We start from the raw sequence: 24,589 nt of genomic DNA on the forward strand, positions 1-24,589 counted from the left end.
GCGGCAGGGGGCGGGACCGCCGCAGGCGGGGGCGGCCGGGCGGGATCACCGCGAGACGCGCGAGGACTAGGCGCGACCCCGCAGGCGGGCAGGACCGCCGCAGGAGCGCGTGGGCCAAGCGGGATTGCCGCAGACGTGCGCGGACCGAGCGGGGCCGCCTGCAGATGCGGCGCGGGCCGGGCGGGGCAGGAGCTCAGGAACGCAGACAGCCTGAAGCCCCGGGCGAGGCCCGGGGCTTCAGGTCAGGTCTGAGGTCGCTCGGTCAGGCCGAGAGCGAGTCGACGCGCTTGGCGATCGCCGACTTCCGGTTCGCCGCCTGGTTGGCGTGGATGACGCCCTTGCTGGCGGCCTTGTCCAGCTTGCGGGCCGCGTCACGCATGAGAACGGTGGCCTTCTCGGCGTCACCGGCCTCCGCAGCCTCCTGGAACTTCCGGATGGCGGTCTTCAGCGACGACTTGACCGACTTGTTACGCAGCCGGCGCTTCTCGTTCTGCCGGTTGCGCTTGATCTGGGACTTGATGTTCGCCACGCGACAGCCTCGTCTTGATAGCTCGGTTTGGTCTGCTTCTGCGCGCGACAAGCAGGCGTCATCGCTGCGCGAAGAGCCAGGTTACCAGGTCGGCCGGGACGAGCCAAAACGACTCAGCTCCAGCCCTGCCCAACGGGCGGCCGGCCCAGCGCACGCTCCCCGCTGAGACCGCCGGTGCACCCGCAGTTGTGGGGAGCCCGCCGGCGGGGCCACGGGGCCGCCGGCGCCGCCGGCGTCACGGCACCGGAGGCGGCGAGAGCCGCGGGCACGGCGCGCCACCATGCTCCCCTCACAGCGGTGCGCGCGCCCACCCGCGAGACCCGCCCGCAGCACCGACGCCGGTGTCGTACCGCGCCGACCGCGTCTGCGCCCTGCGGTCTGGGAGACTGCCAGGCCATGAGGACCGACGACTTCTGGCAGTTGATCGACGAGGCGCGGGCCGGCACCGGGGGAGAGCCCGACGCGGTCGCTGCCCGCGCGGTCGCCCTGCTGGCCGAGCGGGACCCGGAGGACATCGTCGGGTACGCCCGTCACCAGCAGCGGGTGCTCTCCGCGTCCCATCGGGTCGACCTGTGGGGCGCCGCCTACCTGATCAACGGCGGTGCCTCGGACGACGGCTTCGAGTACTTCCGCGGCTGGCTGATGACCCAGGGCCGGGCGGTGTTCGCCCGGGCGGTGGGCGACCCCGACTCCCTGGCGGAGCTGCCCCGGGTGCGGGCCGCCGCGCTCAGCGGCGAGGAGTTCGAGTGCGAGGACATGCTGACGGTGCCCTGGGAGGCGTACCGGAAGGCGACCGCGACCGAGCTGCCGGCGGAGCGGGACCCGGTCGCCGTGCCCGACCTCAACGACTTCTGGGACTTCGACGACGAGGAGGAGGCCCGGAGCCGGCTGCCCCGGCTCGCGGCGCTCTTCGTCGAGCCGCCGCAGGAGTGACCCGCCCCGCGGCGGGAACCCCTGGGCGGAGCGCCGGGCGGGTGAGCGGCGGCACCCAGGTGTGATCGGACCGCGTCCCGAGCGACGTGGGAGCATAGAGGGGGCCGGCGGCGCGCCGGCCCGCTCACGTCAGCCGACCAGAACGGACAGCTGTGCCACCGACGCTCGATCCCGGCGCGAACGCTCCTGGTGCCACCGACCCGGGGCGCATCAGGAACTTCGGCATCATCGCCCACATCGACCACGGGAAGTCGACCCTGGCCGACCGGATGTTGCAGCTCACCGGCGTGGTCGACCCTCGGCAGATGCGCGCCCAGTACCTCGACCGGATGGACATCGAGCGCGAGCGCGGCATCACCATCAAGAGCCAGGCCGTCCGGATGCCGTGGACCGTCCGCGAGGGTGAGCGGGCCGGCGAGCACGCGGTGCTCAACATGATCGACACTCCGGGCCACGTCGACTTCACCTACGAGGTGTCCCGGTCGCTGGCGGCCTGCGAGGGGGCCGTGCTGCTGGTCGACGCCGCACAGGGCATCGAGGCGCAGACCCTGGCCAACCTCTACCTGGCGCTCGAGAACGACCTGCGCATCATCCCGGTACTCAACAAGATCGACCTGCCGGCCGCCCAGCCGGAGAAGTACGCCGAGGAGCTGGCGCACCTGATCGGCGGCGACCCCGCCGACTGCATCCGGGTCTCCGGCAAGACCGGTGAGGGTGTGCCGTACCTGCTCGACGAGATCGTCCGGCAGTTCGTCCCACCGGTCGGTGACGCCGATGCGCCCGCCCGGGCGATGATCTTCGACTCGGTGTACGACGTCTACCGCGGCGTGGTCACCTACGTGCGGGTGATCGACGGGCGGATCAGCGCCCGCGACCGGATCAAGATGATGTCCACCGGGGCGGTGCACGAGCTGCTGGAGATCGGCGTCATCTCGCCGGAGATGGTGAAGGCCGAGGCGCTCGGGGTCGGCGAGGTCGGCTACCTGATCACCGGCGTGAAGGACGTCCGGCAGTCCCGGGTCGGTGACACGGTCACCATCAACAGCCGGCCGGCGGCCGAGGCGCTGGGTGGCTACAAGGACCCGAAGCCGATGGTCTACTCCGGCCTCTATCCGATCGACGGGTCCGACTACCCCAACCTCCGTGAGGCACTGGACAAGCTCAAGCTCAACGACGCCGCGCTCGACTACGAGCCGGAGACCTCCGGCGCGCTCGGCTTCGGCTTCCGCTGCGGCTTCCTCGGCCTGCTGCACCTGGAGATCATCCGGGAGCGGCTGGAGCGTGAGTACAACCTCGACCTGATCTCCACCGCGCCGAACGTGGTGTACCGGGCCATCACCGACGACGGCGAGGAGATCGTCGTCACCAACCCCAGCGAGTACCCGACCGGCAAGATCGCCGAGGTGTACGAGCCGGTGGTGCGGGCCACCGTACTGACGCCCAACGACTACGTGGGCGCGGTCATGGAGCTCTGCCAGGGCCGGCGGGGCAGCCTGATCGGCATGGACTACCTCTCCGCCGACCGGGTGGAGCTGCGCTACACGCTGCCCCTCGCGGAGATCATCTTCGACTTCTTCGACCAGTTGAAGAGCCGCACCAAGGGCTACGCCTCGCTGGACTACGAGCCCTCGGGCGAGCAGGCGTCCGACCTGGTCAAGGTCGACATCCTGCTGCACGGCGAGCCGGTGGACGCGTTCAGCGCCATCGTGCACAAGGACAAGGCGTACAACTACGGGGTCACCATCGCGGCCAAGCTGCGCAACCTGATCCCGCGCCAGCAGTTCGAGGTGCCGATCCAGGCCGCCATCGGCAGCCGGGTCATCGCCCGGGAGACCATCCGGGCGATCCGCAAGGACGTGCTCGCCAAGTGCTACGGCGGTGACATCAGCCGTAAGCGCAAGCTGCTGGAGAAGCAGAAGGAAGGCAAGAAGCGGATGAAGATGGTCGGCCGGGTGGAGGTCCCGCAGGAGGCCTTCATCGCCGCCCTCTCGTCCGATTCCGGCGACGGCAAGGCGCCCGGCAAGAAGTAACCTCCGACGCCACGACGAACGGCCGGCAGCCGCCCACGGGGGCGGGTGCCGGCCGTTTTCGCGTGCGCGCTCCCACGTCGTACCCGGGAAATTTCTTCCGACCCGAGCGGGCCGCGCGGTGCTCGCGCACCCGCCCTGAGCTGCGGGTCTGCCGTCGCCGGCGGCAATCGACGCGGCGGGTGCGCATTGACGGGCGGCGACAGCCGTTGCGCTGAGTCGGTTTGGATTTTCGGGCGGTCGGGAACTTAGCGGTCACGACAGGAACCACACACAGGGTGTGACTCAATCTTCAGAAGGAGGGCGACCGTGGAGCTCACCGTTTGGGGCATCATCACCGCGATCGTTGTTGGTCTCATCGTCGGCGCTCTGGGCCGCCTGGTCGTGCCGGGCCGTCAGAACATGCCGATCTGGCTGCACATGCTGATCGGTATCGGCGCCGCTCTGCTGGGTACCGTGCTGGCCCGCGCGATGGGTATCGCGACGGAGACCGCCGGCATCGACTGGATGGAGCTGCTGGTCCAGGTCGTGCTCGCCGCGATCGCCGTGGCGCTGGTGGCCGGCGTGGGTCGCCGCCGGAGCGTCACCCACCGGTAACCCCGGCACCGCACGCAGGTTCAAGGCGGGCGCCCGTACCCCTCGGGGTGCGGGCGCCCGCTCGCGTCCGTGTCCGCTCCGCTTCGCCGTTCGGTTCCGCACCAGATCGTTTCCGGAGTCGGTTTGGAAAATCGCGGGATCGGGAACCTATCGATCACGCTAAGAACCACACATCGTGTGTCATACCTACAGAAGGAGGACGGTCGTGGAACTCACCGTCTGGGGCATCATCACCGCCATCGTCGTCGGCCTCATCATCGGCGCTCTGGGCCGCCTGGTCGTGCCGGGCCGGCAGAACATGCCGATCTGGCTGCACATGCTGATCGGTATCGGCGCCGCTCTGCTGGGTACCGTGCTGGCCCGCGCGATGGGTATCGCGACGGAGACCGCCGGCATCGACTGGATGGAGCTGCTGGTCCAGGTCGTGCTCGCCGCGATCGCCGTGGCGCTGGTGGCCGGCGTGGGTCGCCGCCGGAGCGTCACCCACCGGTAATTCCGACACCGCTCTTCGACGGGCGCCCGACCGTGACGGTCGGGCCCCCGTCGGCGTACCCGCCAAAGGGCCTTCGGTGTGCTCCTCCGGCTGCGGTACCGTCGCCTCGCCCGGCCCCGCCTCTGTCGTAAAGGAATTTTTCCTACTAGGGTGCGGCAGAGAAGGTTACTGCCGGACGGCGCGAGGGAGAAGTGGCGTGAACAGGTGGAAGCGGCTGGCTCCGGTCACCGCCGTCGTGGCCTCGGCCGCGATGGTGCTCGCCGGTTGCGGGGGCTCGGGTGACGACGAGGCCGCCGACAACAGCAAGCTCACGGTCTGGATGATGGGCGAGGGGAGCGACGCCCAGACGAAGTTCCTCGACGGCGTCGAGACCGAGTTCCGGCAGAAGCACCCGGACACCGACGTGGTGGTCCAGTACATCCCCTGGCTCGAGGCGCCGAAGAAGTTCCAGGCGGCGCTCGCCGGCGGTGAGGGCCCGGACGTCACCGAGCTGGGCAACACCGAGACCCAGGGCTGGGCGGCCCAGGAGGCGCTCGCCGACGTCTCGCAGAAGATGTCCGGCTGGGCGGAGGGCAAGGACATCCTGCCGGACCTGGTGAAGAACGCCCAGCTCGACGGCAAGCAGTACGGCGTGCCCTGGTACGCCGGCGTGCGCGGCATCTACTACCGCACCGACTGGTTCGCCGAGGCCGGCGTGAAGACGCCGACGAACTGGGAAGAGCTGGTCACCGCCGCCAAGACCGTGCAGGCCAAGAAGCCGGGCACCTACGGCATCGCGCTGCCGGGCAACTCCGAGCTGCCCTTCTACTCGTTCCTCTGGGGCGCCGGCGGCGAGATCGCCACCAACCAGGGCGGCACCTGGAAGTCCGGCTACAACACCCCGGAGGCGCAGAAGGCGGTCAAGTTCTGGACCGACCTGGTCACCGTGCACAAGGTGGCCCCGCCGGCCGCCGCCGGCTGGAACGAGATCGACGCCCGCACCCAGTTCGCCACCGGCAAGGCGGCGATGGCCTTCGCCGGCAGCTGGCAGGGCGGCGCCATCAAGAAGGACAACCCCGACATCGAGAAGGTCTGGGGCACCTTCCCCATCCCCGGCCCGGACGGCAAGCCGGCCCCGGCCTTCGCCGGCGGCTCGGACGTCGCCCTGTGGAAGGACAGCAAGAAGCAGGACCTGGCGTGGGACTACCTGACCGTCCTGCTCAACAAGAAGAACGCCAAGACCTTCGCCGGCAGCCTGAACTTCTTCCCGGTCTACTCCGACCTGGTCAGCGGCGGCGAGTACGCCAACGACAAGATCATGGCGGCGTTCGCCACCACCATGCAGAACACCAAGGTGACCCCGCTGACCCCGAAGTGGGTGGAGGTCAGCCGCACCAAGACGGTCACCCAGGCGATGAACAGCTCGGTCATCAAGGGCCAGAAGACGGTCGAGCAGGCCACCGCCGACGCCGCTACCGAGATGGAAAGCATTCTCAACGCCAAGTGAGCACCCTGACCAAGAGCACCGGTGCTGCCGCCGCGCGGAAGACCTCCGCGCGGCGGCGGCCCCGCGTCGACCGCCTGCCGTACCTGCTCCTGCTGCCCTGCGTGGTGGTCATCGCGGTGCTGCTGCTCTGGCCGCTCGGCCAGGTGGTGGCGATGTCGTTCTACAAGCTGGACAGCGTCCGGCAGTTGCGCGGCGACCGCGAGTGGCCGTGGATCGGGCTGGCGAACTACACCCAGATCCTCGGCGACCCGTTCTTCCGTACGGTGCTGCGCAACACGGTGCTCTTCGCCGCCGCGAACGTGGTGCTGACGATGATCCTGGGCACCCTGGTCGGGCTGCTGCTCAACCGGCTCGGCCGGCGGATGGCCACCTTCGTGGCGAGCTGCGTGATGCTCGCCTGGGCCACCCCGGCGCTGACCGGCACGATCGTCTGGAAGTGGATCTTCGACGACACCAGCGGCCTGGTCACCTGGCTGTTCAACAAGCTGCCCGACGGGCTGTCGACCGCGCTCTTCGGTCGTAGCGACTGGACCGGGTACGGCTGGTTCAACTCGCCGCTGCTCTTCTTCGCCATCCTCACCCTGGTGGTGGTGTGGCACTCGTTCCCGTTCATCGCGGTGAGCGTGCTGGCCGGGCTCAAGAGCGTGCCGAGCGAGCTGCACGAGGCGGCCCGGGTCGACGGGGCCGGGCCGTGGAAGGTGTTCTGGAAGATCACCTTCCCGCTGCTCCGGCCGGTCTTCGGGATCCTGATCGTGCTCAGCACCATCTGGGACTTCAAGGTCTTCACCCAGCAGTTCGTGCTGGCCGGCGGCACCCAGGACCGGCCGACGTTCATGCTCTCCATCTACTCGTACGCCGAGGCCTTCTCGCCGCCGCCCAAGTACGGCGTGGGTTCCGCCATCGCCGTGATCCTCACGCTGATCCTGCTGGTGGTGACCGGTCTCTACGTCCGCATGGTGCTCAAGCAGGAGGAGGACGCGTGAGGCGCGGCGCGATGGTGAAGCGGTTCGCGCTCAACGGCGCCGGCCTGCTGGTGGCACTCTTCGCCGCCTTCCCCGTCTACTGGATGGTCGCCACCTCGCTGAAGCCCAACCGGGAGATCTTCTCGGCGACGCCCCGGCCGGTGCCGGCCGAACCGACCCTGGAGCACTACCGGGAGATCCTCACCGGCAACCTGATCCCCGGCGTGACGTTCGCCGACTTCTTCCTCAACAGCGTCCTGGTGGCGGTGAGCACGGTGCTGCTCAGCGGGCTGGTCGCGCTGCTCGCGGCGACCGCGGTGGCCCGGTTCCGGTTCACGCTGCGGACCAGCTTCCTGATCATGCTGCTGGTGGTGCAGATGATCCCGCTGGAGGCGCTGGTCATCCCGCTGTTCCTGATGATCCAGCGGCTCGGCCTCTACAACACCCTGCCCAGCCTGATCCTGACCTACCTCGGGTTCTCGCTGCCGTTCGCGGTCTGGATGCTGCGCGGCTTCGTGGCGGCGGTGCCCAAGGAACTGGAGGAGGCCGCCGCGATCGACGGGGCCAGCCGGGCCCAGACCTTCCGCCGGATCCTCTTCCCGCTGGTGGCGCCGGGCCTGGTGGCGACCAGCATCTTCTCCTTCATCACCGCCTGGAACGAGCTGATCTTTGCGCTGACCTTCGTCAACGACCAGGACAGGTACACCCTGCCGGTGGCGATGACCTTCTTCTTCGGCCGGGACGACACCGCGTGGGGGTCGGTGATGGCCGCCTCGACGCTGTTCACCCTGCCGGTGATCGTGTTCTTCCTGCTGGTGCAGCGCCGGATGGTCTCCGGCCTGGTCGCCGGCGCCGTCAAGGGCTGAGTCAGGCGCAGCCGAGGGCCGCCGAGTGGCCCTCCGGCGGTGTCCGGGATCCTGCGCCCACGGCTAGGCTCTGCGCCATGACGGGCAGGGTGGCGGCGGTGAACCTCGGCGTGGTGACCGAGGCGGAATGGGCGGGCGACGCGAGCGGCCGCAGCGGCATCGACAAGCGGCCGGTCGACGGCCCGGTGCTGCTGCGCGCGGACGGTGTCGCCGGGGACTTCATCGGCGAACGGGCCCACCACGGCGGCCCCGACCAGGCGGTCTACGCCTACGCCGAGGAGGACGCCCAGTGGTGGGCCGAGGAACTGGGGCGGGGCATCCGGCCCGGCGGCTTCGGCGAGAACCTGACCACCTGGGCGGTGGACGTGACCGGGGCGGTGATCGGCGAGCAGTGGGCGATCGGCTCGGCCGTGCTCCAGGTGACCAAGCCGCGTACCCCCTGCACCACCTTCGCCGGCTTCTGGGGCGTACCGGATCTGATCAAGCGGTTCACGCTGCGGGCGGCGCCCGGGGCGTACCTGCGGGTGCTGCACGAGGGCGAGGTCGGCGCGGGCGACCCGGTCGAGGTGGTGGACCGGCCCGCGCACGGGGTCACCGTCGGCGAGGTGTTCCGGGCGATGAACCTCGAACCGGAGCTGCTGCCCCGGCTGCTCGACGCCGCGGAGCTGCCGGAGCCGATCCTGGAGAAGGTGCGCCGCCGGGTGGCGGGCAGCCGCCCCTGACCCGGCCGGTGGCCCGGGTCAGGCGTCGGCGAAGACCTCCGCCAGCACCTGACCCTCGGCGGGACGGCCGCCGGTGACCTTGGTCCAGGTGCCGTCCTCCGCGGTCCACTCCAGCCCGGCGAAGCGGACCCGCTTCACCCCGTGGTCGGGCGCGTGCGACACCAGCCAGTGCGCGTACCGCCAGCCGTCGCGGCGGTCGGCCGCGGGCACGGTCAGGCCGGTGAGCGCGGCCACCGCGCCGGTGTCCGGCAGTCCCCAGTCCAGGGTCAGGCCGCGGGTCAGGGCCGCCGCGGCGGCCTCGCCCCGCATCACCGGCGTCCGGCTCACCGTGCAGGCCACCGCGCCGGTCGCCTCGCCGAGCAGGGCCCGGGTGAGCACCTCCGACTCGTCCGCCCACTTCTGGTACGCCGTCGGGAAGGCCGACCGCTGCACCGCCTGGGCCGCGTCGGTGACCCGCATCTCCTCCCAGCCGCGCACCTTCTTCAGCGCGGCGTAGAACCGGTTCGCCGCGTACCGCTGGTCGCGGATCTGCTGCGGGGTGCCCCAGCCCTGGCTCGGGCGCTGCTGGAACAGCCCGATCGAGTCCCGGTCGCCGCCGGCGAGGTTGCGCAGGCCCGACTCCTGGTACGCGGTCGCCAGGGCGACCACCACCGCCCGCTCGGGCATCTGCCGCTGGATGCCGATCGCCGCGATGGTGGCCGCGTTCGCCATCTGGTCGGCGTCCAGCAGCACCGTGCCGTCGGCCTGGACGGTGCAGGTACGGCTGGCGACGGGGAGGCGGAGCTGGCCGCCGAGCTGACGGAAGACGACCCAGACCCCGAGTAGGGCGACGACCGCGAACACGACACCGACTGCCACAATTGCCCGAGTTCGCACCCGCACCTCCTGTTTCAGGGTCGTTCCCAGCGTACGTGCCCGAAAAGGCGAGCCGGGTCGGCCGACCGGTTCACCTTCCCGGAGCAAACCGGCGAACCGCCCCTTGGCGGTGCTACCGCGCCGGCTCTGCCGGACCACCGTCCGGAGCGGGCACCCATCGAGCCAATCGCTTCTCGCGGAAGGCGAGCACCCCCTCGCGGCCCTCCTCGGAGAGGAAGTAGCCGGTGGAGAGGGCGGCCAGCTCGGCGATCTCCGCGCGCAGGTCGGTGGCGGCCGGGCGGCGCAGCAGCCCCTTCGCCCCGGCCAGCGCCGCGGGCGCGCCCCGCACCAGCGAGGCGCAGTACCGCTCGACCGCCGCGTCCAGCCCGTCCGCCGGCACGGCCGCGGTCACCAGGCCGACCTCGGCGGCCCGCCGGCCGTCGAAGGTGTCCCCGGTCAGGTACAGCTCGGCCGCGGCGCGCGGGTGCAGCCGGGGCAGCACGGTGGCCGAGATGACCGCCGGGATCACCCCGATCCGGACCTCGGTGAAGGCGAACGTCGCCTCCTCGGCGCAGACCGCCAGGTCGGCCGCCGCGATCAGGCCCAGCCCGCCGGCCCGGGCCGGCCCGGCCACCTTCGCCAGCACCGGCTTCGGGCACTCCCAGACCGCCGCCAGCACGTCGCCGAGCATCCCGGCCGGAACCGTGCCGCTGGCGTACGCGGCGGCCGTCTCCTTCAGGTCCGCGCCGGAGCAGAAGACGGGACCGGTGTGGTCCAGCACGATCACCCGGACGGCGTCGTCGGCGACCGCCGCGGCGATCCCGGCCAGCAGCTCGGTCATCAGGGGCGTGGAGAGCGCGTTGCGGTTGTGCGGGCTGTCCAGGGTGAGGGTGGTCACCCCGCGGGCCGTGGCGACCCGCACCAGGCGGTCGGGAGAGGTCATGCCGGGCACACTAGTGGCCATGCCCGGCGTCCTTCCAGAAGGCGAGACCGTCCCCGTCGACGGGTCGCTGCCCGCCACCGCCCTGAGCGCGGTCGGCGCGCGCGGCTTCGGCGTGTACGTCCACGTGCCGTTCTGCGCCAGTCGCTGCGGTTACTGCGACTTCAACACCTACACCGCGGCCGAACTCGGCGGCGGCGCCGACCGGGAGTCGTACGCCGACACCGTGCTGGCCGAGCTGGCGCTGGCCGCCCGTGTCCTCGGTGACACCCCGCCGCCGCGGGTGGACACGGTGTTCGTCGGCGGTGGCACGCCGACCCTGCTCCCCGCCGACGACCTGGCCCGCATCCTGGAGGGCATCGACCGCACCTGGGGCCTGGCCGCCGGCGCCGAGGTGACCACCGAGGCCAACCCCGAGTCGGTCACGCCGGAGTCGCTGCGGACACTGCGGGCGGCCGGCTACACCCGGATCTCGCTGGGCATGCAGTCCGCCGCCCCGGGCGTGCTGGCGATCCTCGACCGCAAGCACAGCGCCGGCCGGGCCACCGCCGCCGCCGCGGAGGCGCGCGACGCCGGGTTCGACCACGTCAACCTGGACCTGATCTACGGCACGCCGGGGGAGAGCGCGGAGGACTTCGCCGCCTCCCTCGACCAGGTGGTCGCCGCCGGGGTGGACCACGTCAGCGCGTACGCCCTGATCGTGGAGGACGGCACCCGGCTGGCCGCCCGGATGCGGCGCGGCGAGCTGCCGTACCCGTCGGACGACGTGGCGGCGGACCGCTACCTGGCCGCGGAGGCCGCCCTCGGCGCGGCCGGTTTCTCCTGGTACGAGGTCTCCAACTGGGCCCGCTCCGAGGCGGCCCGGTGCCGGCACAACCTGCTCTACTGGACCGGCGCGGACTGGTGGGGCCTCGGCCCGGGGGCGCACAGCCACGTCGGCGGGGTGCGCTGGTGGAACGTCAAGCACCCCACCGCGTACGCGAAGCGGCTGGCCGCGGGGGAGTCGCCCGGTTTGGCCCGGGAGGTGCTGACCGCGGGCGAGGCGCACATGGAGGACGTGATGCTCCGGCTGCGGCTCGCCTCCGGCCTGCCGCTGGCGGCGCTCGACCCCGCGGGCCGGGTGGCGGCCGGGCGGGCGCTGGCCGACGGCCTGCTGGACCCGGCCGCGCACGCGGCGGGGCGGGCGGTGCTCACCCTGCGCGGGCGGCTGCTGGCCGACGCCGTGGTCCGCGACCTGCTGCCCTGACCCGGCGCGACCCGGCCGGCCCGGGTGGGCCGGCCGGGAGCGGTCACTTCTTGAAGGCGTAGCTCATCGGGTAGCGGTAGACGACACCCTCGGTGGCCTTCACGCCGCCGATGATGCCGAAGATGATCGGCACCAGGGCGGTCAGCATCGGGATGAAGAAGAGCACCCCGCAGGTCACGATGGCCAGCACGAAGCCGATCACGTTCGCGATCGCCCAGGTGGCCTGGAAGTTCAGCGCGGACGTGGCGTGCGCCTGCACGGTCGGGGACTGCTGACCCTTGGCGGAGAGCGCGATCAGCGGCGCCACCCAGCCGAGCAGGCTGCCGCCGACGATCACGCCGACCGGGCCGCCGAAGTGCGCGATCAGCGACCAGGTCTTGTCGTCGTTGGTGGCGTAGCCGCCGCCCGGGGCGCCGTAGCCGCCGGCGGGAGCGCCGTACGCGCCGGCGGTCGGATAGCCGACGCCCGGTGCGGAGTAGCCGCCCGGCGGCGGGTAGCCGCCCGGTTGGTCACCGGTGGGCGGCGGATAGCCACCGGGCGGGGGATAGCCGCCCGCCCCCGGTGCCCCGGACAGTGGTGCGGTGGGCGGCTCGTACGACGAGCCGGAGGGGGCGGTCGGGTCCGGGCGGTCGCCGGGGTCCCCCGCTCCGAAAGGGCGAGGCGGTTCAGTCATGCACGTCACGGTAGGGGCTGCCGGCAAGCTCCCACCAGAGCGACATCGCCTGCGATGTCCGAATGATCGGCCCGGGCGCGCTGTCCGGGTGGCGGGGCGCACCGGTGGTCCGTCGCTGATCATCGCGTCAGCGGGGCCGCCGACGTAGACTGGCACTCGCTACAGTCGAGTGCCAGTGCGCTCGCCCGGGGCGCCTCAGTCGCTCCGGGCCGACGTGCGTCAGGAGGTGGGGAGATGGGTCTCGACGACCGCAAGCTCGCCGTGCTGCGCGCGATCGTCGAGGACTACGTCGCCACGCAGGAGCCGGTCGGCAGCAAGGCCCTGGTCGAACGGCACCAGCTCGGGGTCTCCCCGGCGACGGTGCGCAACGACATGGCCGTGCTGGAGGAGGAGGGCTACATCCGGCAGCCGCACACCAGTGCCGGCCGGGTGCCCACCGACCGCGGCTACCGCCTCTTCGTCGACCGGCTGTCCCGGGTCAAGCCGCTGAGCCCGGCCGAGCGCCGGGCCATCGAGCGCTTCCTGGTCGGCGCCGTCGACCTGGACGACGTGGTGCACCGCACCGTCCGGCTGCTGGCCCAGCTCACCCGGCAGGTCGCCGTGGTGCAGTACCCGTCGCTCGCCCGCTCCTCGGTGCGCCACCTGGAGCTGGTGCCGATCTCCACCACCCGCCTGATGCTGGTGATGATCGCCGACACCGGCCGGGTCGAGCAGCGGCTGGTGGAGCTGCCCGCGCCGGTCCCCGCCGACCACGTCACCGACCTGCGCCGGCTGGTCAACGAGAAGCTGGTCGGCAGCCGGCTGTCGGAGACCCCGCCGCTGGTGCAGGCGCTGGTCGACGAGTCCGCGCCGCACCTGCGCGGGGCGATGACCACGCTCTCCTCGGTGCTGCTGGAGACGCTGGTGGAACGGCACGAGGAGCGCATCGCGCTGGCCGGCACCGCCAACCTGACCCGGGGCGGCCTGCTCGACTTCCAGGGCTCGCTGCGCCCGATCCTCGAAGCCCTCGAGGAGGAGGTCGTGCTGCTCAAGCTCATCGGCGAGACCGAGCCGAGCACCACCCGGGTGCTGATCGGCGACGAGAACGAGGTCGACAACCTGCGGGCCGCCTCGGTGGTCAGCACCGGGTACGGCCCGGGCGCGACCATCGTGGGTGGCCTGGGCGTGCTCGGGCCCACCCGGATGGACTACCCCGGCACCATCGCCACGGTGAGGGCCGTGGCACGCTACGTGGGCGAGCTGCTGGCCCAGAACTGACCCAAGGCAGGGGCCGGCGGCCGGCTCCGGCCGACGACCGGCGCAACGCGAGACGAACATGAGGACACCGAACGCAGTGGCCAGGGACTACTACGGCATTCTCGGCGTGAGCCGGGAAGCCTCCGACGACGAGATCAAGCGCGCCTACCGCAAGCTGGCGCGGCAGTTCCACCCGGACGTCAATCCGGACCCGGAGGCACAGGAGAAGTTCAAGGACATCAACGCCGCGTACGAGGTCCTCTCGGACGACCGGAAACGGCAGATCGTCGACCTCGGTGGCGACCCGCTCGCCCCCGGTGGCGGCGGCGCCGGCGGGCCGGGTGGTCCGGGCGGCACCGGTCCGTTCGTCGGCTTCCAGGACATCATGGACGCGTTCTTCGGCGGCGCGGCGGGCGGTGCCCGGGGGCCGCGACCCCGCACCCGGCCGGGCGCCGACGCGATCCTCCGGCTGGAGCTGGACCTGCACGAGACCGCGTTCGGGGTCGAGGCGCCGATCACGGTCGACACCGCCGTGCTCTGCACCACCTGCTCCGGCGCCGGCACCGCCGCCGGCACCCACCTGGCCACCTGCGAGGCGTGCGGTGGCCGGGGCGAGGTGCAGTCGGTGCAGCGCACCTTCCTCGGCCAGGTGGTCTCCGCCCGCCCGTGCACCGTCTGCCAGGGCTACGGCACCACCATCCCGCACCCCTGCCCCACCTGCGCCGGTGACGGCCGGGTCCGCACCCGCCGCTCGCTGACCGTCAAGATCCCCGCCGGGGTCGAGGACGGCATGCGGATTCGGCTGGCCCAGCAGGGCGAGGTGGGCCCGGGTGGCGGCACCGCCGGCGACCTCTACGTGGAGATCCACGAGCGGCCGCACGACGTGTACTCCCGCAAGGGCGACGACCTGCACTGCCGGGTCACCGTCCCGATGACCGCCGCCGCGCTCGGCACCCGGCTGACCATCAAGACGCTGGACAGCGAGGAGACGGTCGACGTCAAGGCCGGCACCCAGCCGGGCAGCACGCTGCGGCTGCGCGCGCGGGGCGTACCGCACCTGCGCGGCACCGGCCGGGGTGACCTCTACGTCCACCTCGACGTGCGTACCCCGACGAAGCTCGACGCCGACCAGGAGAAGATGCTGCGCGACTTCGCCAAGACCCGGGGCGAGGAGGTCGCCGAGCTGACCAAGCAGGGCGGCTTCTTCTCCCGGATGCGCGACGCGTTCAACGGGCACGCCTGACGTGTCCGCGCCGCTGTTCCTGGTCGAGGCGCTGCCCACCGGCGACACGATGACGCTGGACGGCCCGGAGGGCCACCACGCGGCCACCGTGCAGCGGCTGCGCGTCGGCGAGGAACTGCTGCTCGCCGACGGGCGGGGCGGCACGGCGACCGCGGTGGTCGCCGCCGTCGGCCGGGGCACCCTCGACGTGACGGTCACCTCCCGCGGGTACGCCGACGCGGCCGTGCCCCGGGTCGTGGTGGTGCAGGGCATCGCCAAGGGCGACCGGGGCGAGCTGGCCGTGCAGGCGATGACCGAGGTCGGGGTCGACGAGATCGTGCCGTGGGCGGCGTCCCGCTCGGTGACCCAGTGGCGCGGCGACCGGGGCGTACGGGCCCGGGACAAGTGGGTCGCCACCGCCCGGGAGGCGGCCAAGCAGGCCCGCCGCCCCTGGCTGCCGGTGGTGGCCGGCGCCCCGGACGAGTCCACCGCCACCGTGGCCCGGCGGATCGCCGGGGCGGCTGCCGCCTTCGTGCTGCACGAGGAGGCCGACGATCGGCTGACCACCGCCGAGCTGCCCGACACCGGCGAGGTCGTGCTGGTGGTCGGCCCGGAGGGCGGCATCGCCCCGGCCGAGCTGACCGCCTTCGCCGACGCCGGTGCCCGCCCGGTCCGGCTCGGCCCGTCGGTGCTGCGCACCTCCACGGCCGGCGTGGCCGCGCTGAGCGTGCTGGCGACCCGCCTCGGCCGCTGGTAGCCGGGGCGGTCAGGGGCGGGGGAAGACCGGGACCGGCTCCTCCTCCTGCCGCAGGTCCAGCCCGGCCGAGCCGATGATCAGCGGGTCGGGCGTGCCGACCACCTCCGGGTCCTTGCCCGCGTAGTCGAAGCGGTGCAGCACGTGCCGCATCGCGGCCAGCCGGGCGCGCTTCTTGTCGTTGCTCTTCACCACCGTCCACGGCGCGTCGGCGGTGTCGGTCCAGAAGAACATCGCCTCCTTGGCCTCGGTGTACTCGTCCCACCGGTCCAGCGAGGCGAGGTCCATCGACGAGAGCTTCCACTGCCGTACCGGGTCGACCTGCCGGACCACGAACCGGGTGCGCTGCTCGTTGCGGGAGACCGAGAACCAGAACTTGACCAGCCGGATGCCGGAGCGGACCAGCATCCGTTCCAGCTCGGGGGCCTGCCGCAGGAACTCCAGGTACTCCTTGCGGCTGCAGAAGCCCATCACCCGCTCCACCCCGGCCCGGTTGTACCAGGACCGGTCGAAGAGCACGATCTCGCCGGCCGCCGGCAGGTGCGCCAGCCAGCGCTGGAAGTACCACTGGGTGGCCTCCCGCTCGTCGGGCTTGGTCAGGGCGACCACCTGCGCGCCGCGCGGGTTGAGGTGTTCCATGAAGCGCTTGATGGTGCCGCCCTTGCCGGCCGCGTCCCGGCCCTCGAAGAGGATCACCAGCCGCTCGCCGGACTCCTTCACCCAGTCCTGGAGCTTGAGCAGCTCGATCTGGAGCAGTCGCTTGTGGTGGTCGTACTCCTCGCGGGACATCCGCTCGTCGTACGGGTAGTCCTCACGCCAGGTCTCCACCGGGCTGCCGTCCGGGCGCAGCAGCACCGGATCGTCGTCGTGCCCGGCGTCCACCCGGTAGTCGGCGGAGAGGTCCAGCAACGCGGTGTCGGCCATGCCGCAGACCATTACCCCGCCGCGCGGTGGGCAAGCCGTCCGGCGGGTGACGGTCCGGTGACATCCGGCCCGCGTCAGGTACGCAGGTAGGACGCGCCGTTGAGGTCGACGATGGTGCCGGAGGCCCACTGCGCCTCCGGGCTGGCCAGCCAGTGCACGGCGGCGGCGATCTCCTCGGGGCGGGCCACCCGGCCGAACGGGCTCTGCGCCCGGATCGCGTCACCCCGCTCGCCGGTCAGGTGCCCGGCGGTCATGTCGGTCTCCACGAATCCCGGCGCGACCGTGGCGACCGCGATGCCGTACGGCGCGAGCGCGACGGCGAGCGACTGCCCCAGCGCGTTCAGCCCGGCCTTGCTGGCGCCGTAGGCGGGCTGCTCCGGCTCGCCCCGGAACGCGCCCCGCGAGGAGACGTTCACCACCCGGCCACCGCGCTCGCGCATGTGCTGGGCGGCGCACCAGGTGACGTTGGCGGCCCCGGTCAGGTTGGTCTCCAGCACCGACCGCCACTGCCGCTGCCACTGCTCGTACGAGGCGCCGAAGACCGGGTGCGGGGCGTCCCGCTCGCCGTACACGCCGGCGTTGTTGACCAGCACGTCGAGCCCGCCGAGCCGGGCGGCGGCCTCGTCCACCATCGCCCGTACCGCCGCCGGGTCGGTGAGGTCCGCGCGGAGGACCACGTGGCCGTCGCCGGGGAGTTCGGCGCGGACCGCCTCGGCCGGCCCGGCCGAGTCGCGGTGGTGGATCGCCACCCGGGCCCCGCCCGCCGCGAACGCCCGCGCCACCGCCCGGCCGATGCCGCGCGAGGCCCCCGTCACCAGTACCGCCCGTCCAGTCACGCCGGACATCATGCCCGAGCCGCGCGGCACGCCTTACCATGCCCCGATGGGATCCGACTGCCTGTTCTGCCGCATCGTCGCCGGGGAGATCCCGGCCACCATCGTCCGGGAGACCGACACCACCCTCGCCTTCCGCGACATCGGCCCGAAGGCGCCGGTGCACGTGCTGATCATTCCGAAGGAGCACTACGCCGACGTGGCGATGCTCGGCCAGGGCGACCCGGCGCTCGCCGGTGAGCTGCTCGCCACGGCGGCGGCGGTGGCGGAGGACGAGGGGCTGCTCGGTGACGGCTTCCGGCTGATGTTCAACACCGGCACCTACGGCGGCCAGGAGGTCTTCCACGTGCACGCGCACCTGCTCGGCGGCGCGCCTCTCGGCCCGATGCTGGCCCGGGACGTCGCGTGACCGCTGCGCCCGACCGGCTGGCCCGGATGGTGCGCCAGGTGCAGGCGCAGGCCCGGGTGCCGGCCATCGCGGCGGCCCTGCACCGCGCCGACCGGCCGCTGTGGACCTGCGAGGTCGGCGGCACCGGCACCGACGCCGGCCTCGACGTGGACACCCGGTTCCGGATCGGCTCGGTGACCAAGACCTTCACCTCGGTGCTGGTGATGCAGTGCCGCGACGACGGCCTGCTCGACCTGGACGACCCGATCGGCCGTCACCTGGCGCTGCCCGCGCACGGTGAGCTGACCGTACGCCGGCTGCTGTCGCACACCGCCGGCCTGCAACGCGAGCCGTACGGCGACGTCTGGGACACGCTGCGCGCTCCCGGGGCGGACGAGCTGGTCGCCGAGCTGGCCCGGGCCGAGCGGGTGCTGCCGGCCGGGCGCCGCTACCACTACTCCAATCTCGGCATGGCGCTGCTCGGCCGGCTGGTCGGCGAGCTGCGCGGCGGCTCCTGGGCCGAGGTGCTCACCGAGCGGGTGCTGACCCCGCTGGGGCTGGCGGCCACCTCGGTCACGCCGGGGCCGCGGGCGGCGACCGGGTTCCTGGTCGACGCGTACTCCGACGAGGCGCACCCGGAGCCGCCGACCGACTTCGGCGCGATCGGTCCGGCCGCCCAGCTCTGGAGCACCGCCACCGACATGGCCCGCTGGGCGGCCTTCCTGGCCGACCCGGTGGCGCTGGACCCGGCCGGCGCGGTGCTCGCCCCGGCCTCGCTGGACGAGATGCGCTGGCCGCTGACCACCACCGACGAGACGCTCTGGGCGGCCGGGTTCGGGCTGGGCCTGATCCTGGTCCCGTACCCGGACCGGGTGGTGCACGTCGGGCACGACGGCGCGATGCCGGGCTTCCTGGCCGCGGTCTACGGCCGGCGCGGCGGCGACGGCACGGCCGGTGCGATGGGCTGCGCGGTGCTCGGCTCCTCGGGCACGGCGGCGCAGCTCTTCGAGCTGCCGCACCGGCTGCTCGCCGCGTCCGCCGAGCACGACCCGGCGGACATCGCGCCGTGGCGGCCGGGCGAGCCCGCCCCGGGCCCGCTGCGCGGGGTGCTGGGCCGCTGGTGGGGCGAGGGCTTCGAGTACGTCTTCAGCTGGCACGACGGCGCGCTGCGCGCCCGGGGCGCGGACGACCCGGCGGGGAAGCCTCCGGCGGTCTTCGCGCCGCTGCCGGACTTCCCGGACGTCTTCCGGACGGTCGCCGGGCGGGAGGTCGGCGAGCTGCTGCGGCTGACCCGGGACGAGCACGGCACCGTGCTCCGGTTGCACTGGGCCACCTACCGCTTCACCCGCCACCAGGAGACCTTCGACCGGTACGACTTCCGCGCCGGCTGACCGAGGCCCGGGTGCGTGGTCCGGGCGCCGTCGCGAGGTCTCGCCCGGCCACGCATCCGCCGCCGGCGGACGGAAATGAGCGCGGTGCCGCCGCTGTTGAACGGATACGATGGGGGTAACGTCCGCACGCCGTGCCAGCAGGGCCGGCGCCGAGATCGGAAGCAGGTGGCACAGGGCCCGACGGCCCGACCTATGACCGGCACCCCACCTCCCGGCCCGCCCCGGGTGCAGACCAGGATCACAGTTCCCGATTCCAAGATCATGGTCAACCTGCTCGGCGCGGGCGACGAGATCCTGCGCCTCGTCGAGCGCTCGGTCGACAGCGACGTGCACGTGCGCGGCAACGAGATCACCATCACCGGCGCGCCCGCGGACAACGCCCTCGCCGAGCGCCTCTTCAGCGAGCTGCTCGAACTGATCGAGAAAGGCGAGACCCTGACCACTGACGCTGTCCGGCGTACCGTCGGCATGCTCGAGCAGGGCGGCGCGGAGCGGCCCGCCGAGGTCCTCACCCTCAACATCCTCTCCCGGCGCGGGCGCACCATCCGCCCCAAGACGCTCGGGCAGAAGCGCTACGTCGACGCGATCGACGCGCACACCATCGTCTTCGGCATCGGCCCCGCCGGCACCGGCAAGACCTACCTCGCCATGGCGAAGGCCGTCCAGGCGCTCCAGGCGAAGCAGGTCAACCGGATCATCCTGACCCGGCCGGCGGTCGAGGCGGGGGAGCGGCTGGGCTTCCTGCCCGGCACCCTCAACGAGAAGATCGACCCCTACCTGCGCCCGCTCTACGACGCGCTGCACGACATGCTCGACCCGGAGTCCATCCCCAAGCTGATGGCCGCGGGCACGATCGAGGTCGCGCCGCTGGCGTACATGCGGGGCCGTACGCTCAACGACGCGTTCATCATCCTCGACGAGGCGCAGAACACCACGCCCGAGCAGATGAAGATGTTCCTCACCCGGCTCGGCTTCAACTCCAAGATCGTGGTGACCGGTGACGTCACCCAGGTCGACCTCCCCGGCGGCACGACCAGCGGTCTGCGGGTGGTCCGGGACATCCTGGAGAACGTCGAGGACGTGCACTTCGCCCCGCTCTCCAGCTCGGACGTGGTCCGGCACAAGCTGGTCGGGGAGATCGTGGACGCGTACGCCCGCTGGGACGCCGAGCGGGAGAACCAGCAGGCGCAGAGCGTGCACGCCGTGCCCGGGCGGACCGCCCAGGGCGGCCGGGCCGGCCGGCGCCGCTAACTCAGAGGAAGACAGTTGTCCATCGAGATCGCCAACGAGTCCGGTGTCGACGTCGACACCGACGCCGTGCTCGCCGTCGCCCGGCACGCCCTCGACGAGATGGGGGTCAACCCCCTCGCCGAGCTCTCCGTGCTGCTGGTCGACATCGACTACATGACCGAGCTGAACCACCGCTGGATGGGCGGGGACGGGCCGACCGACGTGCTCGCCTTCCCGATGGACGAGGGCAGCGTCGACCACGGCCCGGGCGAGAGCGCCCCGGCCGGCGGCGAGCCCGCCCTGCTCGGTGACATCGTGCTCTGCCCGGAGGTGGCGGCCAAGCAGGCCGTCACCGCCAACCACACCACCGCCGACGAGCTGCACCTGCTCACCGTGCACGGGGTGCTGCACCTGCTCGGGTACGACCACGCCGAGCCGGAGGAGGAGCGCGAGATGTTCTCGCTCCAGGCCCGACTGCTGGGCAGCTGGCGGTCGACCCGGACCCGGTGATGACCACCCAGGCGGCGACCGCCGCCGGCCTACCCGACCTCCAGCTGATCTTCTTCGCGGCGGGGCTGGTGGTGCTCGCCGGTCTGATCGCGATGACCGAGGCGGCACTGGCCGCCGTCTCCCCGGCCCGGGCCGCCGAGCTGGCCCGGGACGGGGTACGCGGCGCGGGTACCCTCCAGGCCGTCGCCGGCGACGTGGTACGCCACCTCAACCTGCTGCTCCTGCTCCGGCTGCTGGCCGAGCTAACCGCCACCACGCTGGTGGCCCTCGTCGCGGTCGACACCTTCGGCGCGGGCTGGCGGGCGGCCCTGATCACCGCCGGCGCGATGACCGTGGTCAGCTTCGTCGTGGTCGGCGTGGCGCCGCGCACCATCGGCCGGCAGCACGCGTACGCGGTGGGCCGGGCGGTGGCGCCGCTGGTCCGCTGGCTGGGCCGGGCGCTGAACCCGCTCGCCTCGCTGCTGATCCTGATCGGCAACGCGGTCACCCCGGGGCGCGGTTTCCGGGAGGGGCCGTTCGCCAGCCAGGTGGAGCTGCGTGAGCTGGTCGACCTGGCCGAGCAGCGCGGCGTGGTGGAGCACGGCGAGCGGCAGATGATCCACTCGGTCTTCGCGCTCGGCGACACCATCGCCCGCGAGGTGATGGTGCCCCGTACGGAGATGGTCTGGATAGAGGAGAGCAAGACGCTCTCCCAGGCGCTGGCCCTCTTCCTGCGCTCCGGGTTCTCCCGCATCCCGGTGATCGGGGAGAGCGTCGACGACGTGCTGGGCGTGCTCTACCTCAAGGACCTGATCCGCCGTACCCGCGGCGGCGACCCGCGGGCCCACCAGAGCCCGGTGTCGGAGCTGATGCGCCCGGCGACCTTCGTGCCCGAGTCCAAGCCGGTCGACGACCTGCTCTCGGAGATGCAGGCCGCCCGCAACCACCTGGTCATCGTCGTCGACGAGTACGGCGGTACCGGCGGACTGGTGACGATCGAGGACATCCTGGAGGAGATCGTCGGCGAGATCACCGACGAGTACGATGTCGAACGCCCGCCGGTGGAACACCTGGAGGACGGTGCGGTGCGCGTCACTGCCCGGCTCCCGGTGGAGAACCTGGGCGAGCTGTTCGACACCGACCTCCCCACCGACGAGGTGGAGACGGTCGGCGGCCTGCTGGCCCAGTCCCTGGGCCGGGTGCCGATTCCCGGGGCCCGCGCCGAGGTGGCCGGGCTGCGACTGATCGCCGAGGGCACCACCGGCCGGCGCAACCGGATAGACACCGTGCTGGTCAGCCGGGTCGAGCCGACCGACGCGCCGGACGCGACGGGGCGCGGCGGGCCCGCCGAGTCCCGCGACAACCAGACGAGAACCGAGGAGAGGCAACCCGCCGATGCCTGAGTCACCCGCCGTACCGGCCGCCCGGCCCACCCCGTCCGACCCGGCCGAACTGAGCGCGGAGGACGGCAAGCTGGTCGTCCTGGCGCGGGGCGCCCGTGGCCGGGTGGCGGCCGTGGAGGGCGCGGCGGTCCGCGACCAGGACGGCCGGACGTACGCCGCGGCGAGCGTCTCGCTGCCCTCGCTGACCATCACCGCGCTCCAGCTCGCGGTCGCCTCGGCGGCGGCGGCGGGCGCGAGCCGGCTGGAGGCGGCCGTGGTGGTGACCGAGGCGTCGACGCTGGACGGGGCGGGACACGCCGCCGTGCGCGACCTCTCCGCCGACGCGCCGATCCACGTCGCCGCCCCGGACGGCACCGTCCTCGGCACGGTGGTCGAGTGACCGGCACCGGGGAGCGTCCCTACCGGGCCGGGTTCGCCTGTTTCGTCGGGCGGCCCAACGCGGGCAAGTCGACGCTGACCAACGCGATCGTCGGGCAGAAGATCGCGATCACCTCGAACAAGCCGCAGACCACCCGGCACGTCATCCGGGCCGTGCTGCACCGCGCGGACTCGCAGCTGGTGCTGGTCGACACCCCCGGCCTGCACCGCCCGCGCACGCTGCTCGGCGAGCGCCTCAACGACCTGGTCCGAGCGACCTGGAGCGAGGTCGACGTGATCGGCCTCTGCATCCCGGCCGACGAGCCGGTCGGCCGGGGCGACCGGTTCATCAGCGGTGAGCTGGCCGAGCTGAAGGCGACCGTGCTGGCCGTGGTGACCAAGACCGACCTGGTCGACAAGAAGCGCCTCGCCGAGCAGCTGCTGGCGGTCAGCCAGCTGGGCGAGTTCGCCGAGGTGGTGCCGGTCAGCGCGGTCTCCGGGCACCAGGTGGACACCTTGGTCGACGTGATGACCAAGTACCTGCCGCCGTCGCCGCAGCTCTACCCCGACGACATGCTGACCGAGGATCCCGAGCAGGTCATGGTCGCCGAGCTGATCCGCGAGGCGGCGCTGGAGGGGGTCCGGGACGAGCTGCCGCACTCCATCGCGGTCGTCGTCGAGGAGATGGTCCCCGAGGGCCGGGTCATGAAGATCTACGCCGACCTGTACGTCGAGCGGCCCAGCCAGAAGGCGATCGTGCTCGGTCACCGGGCCAGCCGGCTCAAGGCGGTCGGCACCGCCGCCCGTACCCAGATCGAGGAGCTGCTGGGCACCCGGGTCTACCTCGACCTGCACGTACGGGTGGCGAAGGACTGGCAGCGGGACCCGAAGCAACTGCGCAAGCTGGGCTTCTGACCCCGGCAGCGGCGGCGGCCGTTTGGCGGGGTGACGTCGGCGGGTAGGGAGCGTTCTGCTCCGCTGCCCCCGACACAGATGCAGGCTGATGCGCAACCGATACCTGGACCTGCTCCGCTTCCTGGCCGTCGTCCGCGTCGTGGTCTACCACGTCACCGGTTGGGCGTCACTGACCATCGTCTTCCCCGCGATGGCGGTGATGTTCGCCCTGGCCGGCTCGCTGATGGCCGCCTCGCTGGACCGCTCCGGCCCGTCGGCGGTGCCGCGCCGGCTGCGCCGCCTGCTGCCCTCGCTCTGGGTGCTCGCGGCCGTCTTCGTGCCCGCCATGCTGATGACCGGCCTGCCGCTGAGCCCGAAGGTGCTGCTCTGGCTCTTCCCGGTCGCCGACCCGCCGGCGAACTACTGGGGCGCGCTCGCGCTGAGCCCCATCTGGTACCTGCGCGACTACCTCTGGTTCCTGCTCGCCTCGCCGATCGCCCTGCGGCTGTTCCGCCGGGCGCCGGTCGTCACGCTGACCGCCCCGTACGCGCTGCTGCTGGTGATCGAGCTGGGCCTGCTGCCCACCGCCCCGGCGGCGCTGCGCGAGTTCGGCCTCTACTTCGGCGCCTGGCTGCTCGGCTTTGCCCACCACGACGGCCTGCTGCGCCGGCTCGCCAACCGGGTGCTCGTGCCGGCCGCGCTGGCCCTGGCGGGCGCCGGGGCGGCCTGGATCGTCACCCACCCCGGGCCGCGCGGCTTCGACCTCAACGACATCGACCTGGGCAACGCGCTCTGGTCCGCGGCGTTCATCCTCGTCCTGCTGGGCCGGGCACCGGCCGCGGCGGACTGGATCGAGCGCAGCCCGCTGCTCAGCCGGGCGGTCACCGTGCTCAATCGCCGGGCGCTGACCGTCTACCTCTGGCACATGTCGTTCGTGGTGCTGCTCACCCCGCTGGTCGACGTGGTCGGCTGGTCGCACGCGGACCCGCTCGGCCTGGCGGTCCGGGTGGTGCTGGTCTTCGGCCTGGTCGGGGTGGTCACCCTGCTGGTCGGCTGGGTGGAGGACCTGGCCGCCCGGCGGCGGCCCGAGCTGGTACCGGGCGGTCGGCGCCCGCCGCTGCCCCGCCCGGTACCAGCTC

At 72.5% G+C, this 24,589-nt stretch carries 26 protein-coding genes; 20 read left to right on the forward strand and 6 right to left on the reverse strand.

The features are described 5' to 3' along the window. Positions 1 to 262: 262 nt before the first annotated feature. The gene (gene rpsT / locus ACSNN7_RS22650) at positions 263 to 529 is read right to left on the reverse strand and encodes a 30S ribosomal protein S20 (protein ID WP_436682967.1); all 267 of its coding nucleotides are present in this window, start codon (positions 527 to 529) and stop codon (positions 263 to 265) included. 396 nt (positions 530 to 925) lie between these two features. Here rpsT and ACSNN7_RS22655 point away from each other — a divergent pair, with 396 nt between their 5' ends. The 8 genes from ACSNN7_RS22655 (at position 926) to ACSNN7_RS22690 (ending at position 8,615) form a co-directional block, all read left to right on the forward strand. Next, the gene (locus ACSNN7_RS22655; protein WP_436682968.1) at positions 926 to 1,462 is read left to right on the forward strand and encodes a DUF4240 domain-containing protein; all 537 of its coding nucleotides are present in this window, start codon (positions 926 to 928) and stop codon (positions 1,460 to 1,462) included. Positions 1,463 to 1,614: 152 nt separating this feature from the next. After that, positions 1,615 to 3,492 (forward strand): translation elongation factor 4, encoded by a 1,878-nt coding sequence (gene lepA, locus ACSNN7_RS22660; protein WP_436682969.1) that lies wholly within the window; start codon positions 1,615 to 1,617, stop codon positions 3,490 to 3,492. 306 nt (positions 3,493 to 3,798) lie between these two features. After that, entirely contained in the window at positions 3,799 to 4,086 is a 288-nt protein-coding gene (locus tag ACSNN7_RS22665) for a GlsB/YeaQ/YmgE family stress response membrane protein (RefSeq protein WP_210778207.1), read from the forward strand. Positions 4,087 to 4,291: 205 nt separating this feature from the next. Next, a complete protein-coding gene (locus tag ACSNN7_RS22670) occupies positions 4,292 to 4,579 on the forward strand; it encodes a GlsB/YeaQ/YmgE family stress response membrane protein (protein ID WP_436682970.1) in 288 nt (95 codons plus the stop codon). A gap of 196 nt (positions 4,580 to 4,775) precedes the next feature. Further along, complete coding sequence (locus ACSNN7_RS22675) at positions 4,776 to 6,065, forward strand: sugar ABC transporter substrate-binding protein (protein WP_436682971.1); 1,290 nt, start codon at positions 4,776 to 4,778, stop codon at positions 6,063 to 6,065. Continuing rightward, positions 6,062 to 7,048 (forward strand): carbohydrate ABC transporter permease, encoded by a 987-nt coding sequence (locus ACSNN7_RS22680; RefSeq protein ID WP_436682972.1) that lies wholly within the window; start codon positions 6,062 to 6,064, stop codon positions 7,046 to 7,048. Before ACSNN7_RS22675 ends, ACSNN7_RS22680 begins: the two co-directional genes overlap by 4 nt. Before the next feature lie 11 nt (positions 7,049 to 7,059). Beyond that, a complete protein-coding gene (locus tag ACSNN7_RS22685) occupies positions 7,060 to 7,893 on the forward strand; it encodes a carbohydrate ABC transporter permease (RefSeq protein ID WP_436682987.1) in 834 nt (277 codons plus the stop codon). Between the two features lie 77 nt (positions 7,894 to 7,970). Continuing rightward, the gene (locus ACSNN7_RS22690; RefSeq protein ID WP_436682973.1) at positions 7,971 to 8,615 is read left to right on the forward strand and encodes an MOSC domain-containing protein; all 645 of its coding nucleotides are present in this window, start codon (positions 7,971 to 7,973) and stop codon (positions 8,613 to 8,615) included. Between the two features lie 18 nt (positions 8,616 to 8,633). Here ACSNN7_RS22690 and ACSNN7_RS22695 read toward each other — a convergent pair whose 3' ends face one another. Both ACSNN7_RS22695 and ACSNN7_RS22700 read right to left on the reverse strand, forming a co-directional pair. After that, positions 8,634 to 9,497: a hypothetical protein gene (locus tag ACSNN7_RS22695; protein ID WP_436682975.1), complete on the reverse strand. Its 864-nt coding sequence runs from the start codon at positions 9,495 to 9,497 to the stop codon at positions 8,634 to 8,636. A gap of 106 nt (positions 9,498 to 9,603) precedes the next feature. Then, on the reverse strand, positions 9,604 to 10,413 hold the full coding sequence (locus ACSNN7_RS22700; RefSeq protein ID WP_436682976.1) for an enoyl-CoA hydratase-related protein: 810 nt from the start codon (positions 10,411 to 10,413) through the stop codon (positions 9,604 to 9,606). Between the two features lie 19 nt (positions 10,414 to 10,432). Here ACSNN7_RS22700 and hemW point away from each other — a divergent pair, with 19 nt between their 5' ends. Further along, a complete protein-coding gene (gene hemW / locus ACSNN7_RS22705; RefSeq protein WP_436682988.1) occupies positions 10,433 to 11,656 on the forward strand; it encodes a radical SAM family heme chaperone HemW in 1,224 nt (407 codons plus the stop codon). A gap of 43 nt (positions 11,657 to 11,699) precedes the next feature. Here the strand turns inward: hemW and ACSNN7_RS22710 are convergent, their stop codons facing one another. Continuing rightward, positions 11,700 to 12,329, reverse strand: a complete 630-nt coding sequence (locus tag ACSNN7_RS22710) for a DUF4870 domain-containing protein (RefSeq protein ID WP_436682977.1) — start codon at positions 12,327 to 12,329, stop codon at positions 11,700 to 11,702. A gap of 234 nt (positions 12,330 to 12,563) precedes the next feature. Between ACSNN7_RS22710 and hrcA the strand changes: the two genes are divergently transcribed. The 3 genes from hrcA to ACSNN7_RS22725 all read left to right on the forward strand — a co-directional run bounded on the left by hrcA (position 12,564) and on the right by ACSNN7_RS22725 (position 15,544). Then, complete coding sequence (gene hrcA, locus ACSNN7_RS22715; RefSeq protein ID WP_436682978.1) at positions 12,564 to 13,586, forward strand: heat-inducible transcriptional repressor HrcA; 1,023 nt, start codon at positions 12,564 to 12,566, stop codon at positions 13,584 to 13,586. Between the two features lie 76 nt (positions 13,587 to 13,662). Next, positions 13,663 to 14,808, forward strand: coding sequence for a molecular chaperone DnaJ (dnaJ, locus tag ACSNN7_RS22720; RefSeq protein WP_436682989.1), 1,146 nt, complete (start codon positions 13,663 to 13,665; stop codon positions 14,806 to 14,808). Position 14,809: 1 nt separating this feature from the next. Continuing rightward, complete coding sequence (locus ACSNN7_RS22725; RefSeq protein WP_436682979.1) at positions 14,810 to 15,544, forward strand: 16S rRNA (uracil(1498)-N(3))-methyltransferase; 735 nt, start codon at positions 14,810 to 14,812, stop codon at positions 15,542 to 15,544. A gap of 9 nt (positions 15,545 to 15,553) precedes the next feature. Here ACSNN7_RS22725 and ppk2 read toward each other — a convergent pair whose 3' ends face one another. Together ppk2 and ACSNN7_RS22735 are read right to left on the reverse strand one after the other, a co-directional pair. Continuing rightward, a complete protein-coding gene (gene ppk2, locus ACSNN7_RS22730) occupies positions 15,554 to 16,465 on the reverse strand; it encodes a polyphosphate kinase 2 (RefSeq protein ID WP_436682980.1) in 912 nt (303 codons plus the stop codon). 74 nt (positions 16,466 to 16,539) lie between these two features. After that, positions 16,540 to 17,301 carry an SDR family NAD(P)-dependent oxidoreductase gene (locus ACSNN7_RS22735; protein ID WP_436682981.1) on the reverse strand — a complete coding sequence of 254 codons (762 nt, stop codon included), beginning with the start codon at positions 17,299 to 17,301 and terminating at the stop codon, positions 16,540 to 16,542. 46 nt (positions 17,302 to 17,347) lie between these two features. Between ACSNN7_RS22735 and ACSNN7_RS22740 the strand changes: the two genes are divergently transcribed. The 8 genes from ACSNN7_RS22740 to ACSNN7_RS22775 all read left to right on the forward strand — a co-directional run. Then, positions 17,348 to 17,707, forward strand: coding sequence for a histidine triad nucleotide-binding protein (locus ACSNN7_RS22740; protein ID WP_436682982.1), 360 nt, complete (start codon positions 17,348 to 17,350; stop codon positions 17,705 to 17,707). Continuing rightward, positions 17,704 to 19,077 carry a serine hydrolase domain-containing protein gene (locus tag ACSNN7_RS22745; RefSeq protein WP_436682983.1) on the forward strand — a complete coding sequence of 458 codons (1,374 nt, stop codon included), beginning with the start codon at positions 17,704 to 17,706 and terminating at the stop codon, positions 19,075 to 19,077. Before ACSNN7_RS22740 ends, ACSNN7_RS22745 begins: the two co-directional genes overlap by 4 nt. Before the next feature lie 192 nt (positions 19,078 to 19,269). Beyond that, positions 19,270 to 20,328: a PhoH family protein gene (locus ACSNN7_RS22750; RefSeq protein WP_334455099.1), complete on the forward strand. Its 1,059-nt coding sequence runs from the start codon at positions 19,270 to 19,272 to the stop codon at positions 20,326 to 20,328. Positions 20,329 to 20,343: 15 nt separating this feature from the next. After that, the gene (gene ybeY / locus ACSNN7_RS22755) at positions 20,344 to 20,817 is read left to right on the forward strand and encodes an rRNA maturation RNase YbeY (protein WP_334455101.1); all 474 of its coding nucleotides are present in this window, start codon (positions 20,344 to 20,346) and stop codon (positions 20,815 to 20,817) included. Then, the gene (locus ACSNN7_RS22760; RefSeq protein WP_436682990.1) at positions 20,793 to 22,199 is read left to right on the forward strand and encodes a hemolysin family protein; all 1,407 of its coding nucleotides are present in this window, start codon (positions 20,793 to 20,795) and stop codon (positions 22,197 to 22,199) included. Before ybeY ends, ACSNN7_RS22760 begins: the two co-directional genes overlap by 25 nt. Then, positions 22,192 to 22,578 (forward strand): cytidine deaminase, encoded by a 387-nt coding sequence (locus ACSNN7_RS22765; protein WP_436682984.1) that lies wholly within the window; start codon positions 22,192 to 22,194, stop codon positions 22,576 to 22,578. Before ACSNN7_RS22760 ends, ACSNN7_RS22765 begins: the two co-directional genes overlap by 8 nt. Beyond that, complete coding sequence (era, locus tag ACSNN7_RS22770; RefSeq protein WP_436682985.1) at positions 22,575 to 23,471, forward strand: GTPase Era; 897 nt, start codon at positions 22,575 to 22,577, stop codon at positions 23,469 to 23,471. Before ACSNN7_RS22765 ends, era begins: the two co-directional genes overlap by 4 nt. 88 nt (positions 23,472 to 23,559) lie before the next feature. Further along, positions 23,560 to 24,589: acyltransferase family protein (locus ACSNN7_RS22775; RefSeq protein WP_436682986.1), on the forward strand; the 1,030-nt coding region annotated here is incomplete at its 3' end.

The sequence above is a fragment of the Micromonospora sp. URMC 105 genome (genome assembly GCF_051386295.1).
In the GTDB taxonomy this organism is placed as follows: domain Bacteria; phylum Actinomycetota; class Actinomycetes; order Mycobacteriales; family Micromonosporaceae; genus Micromonospora.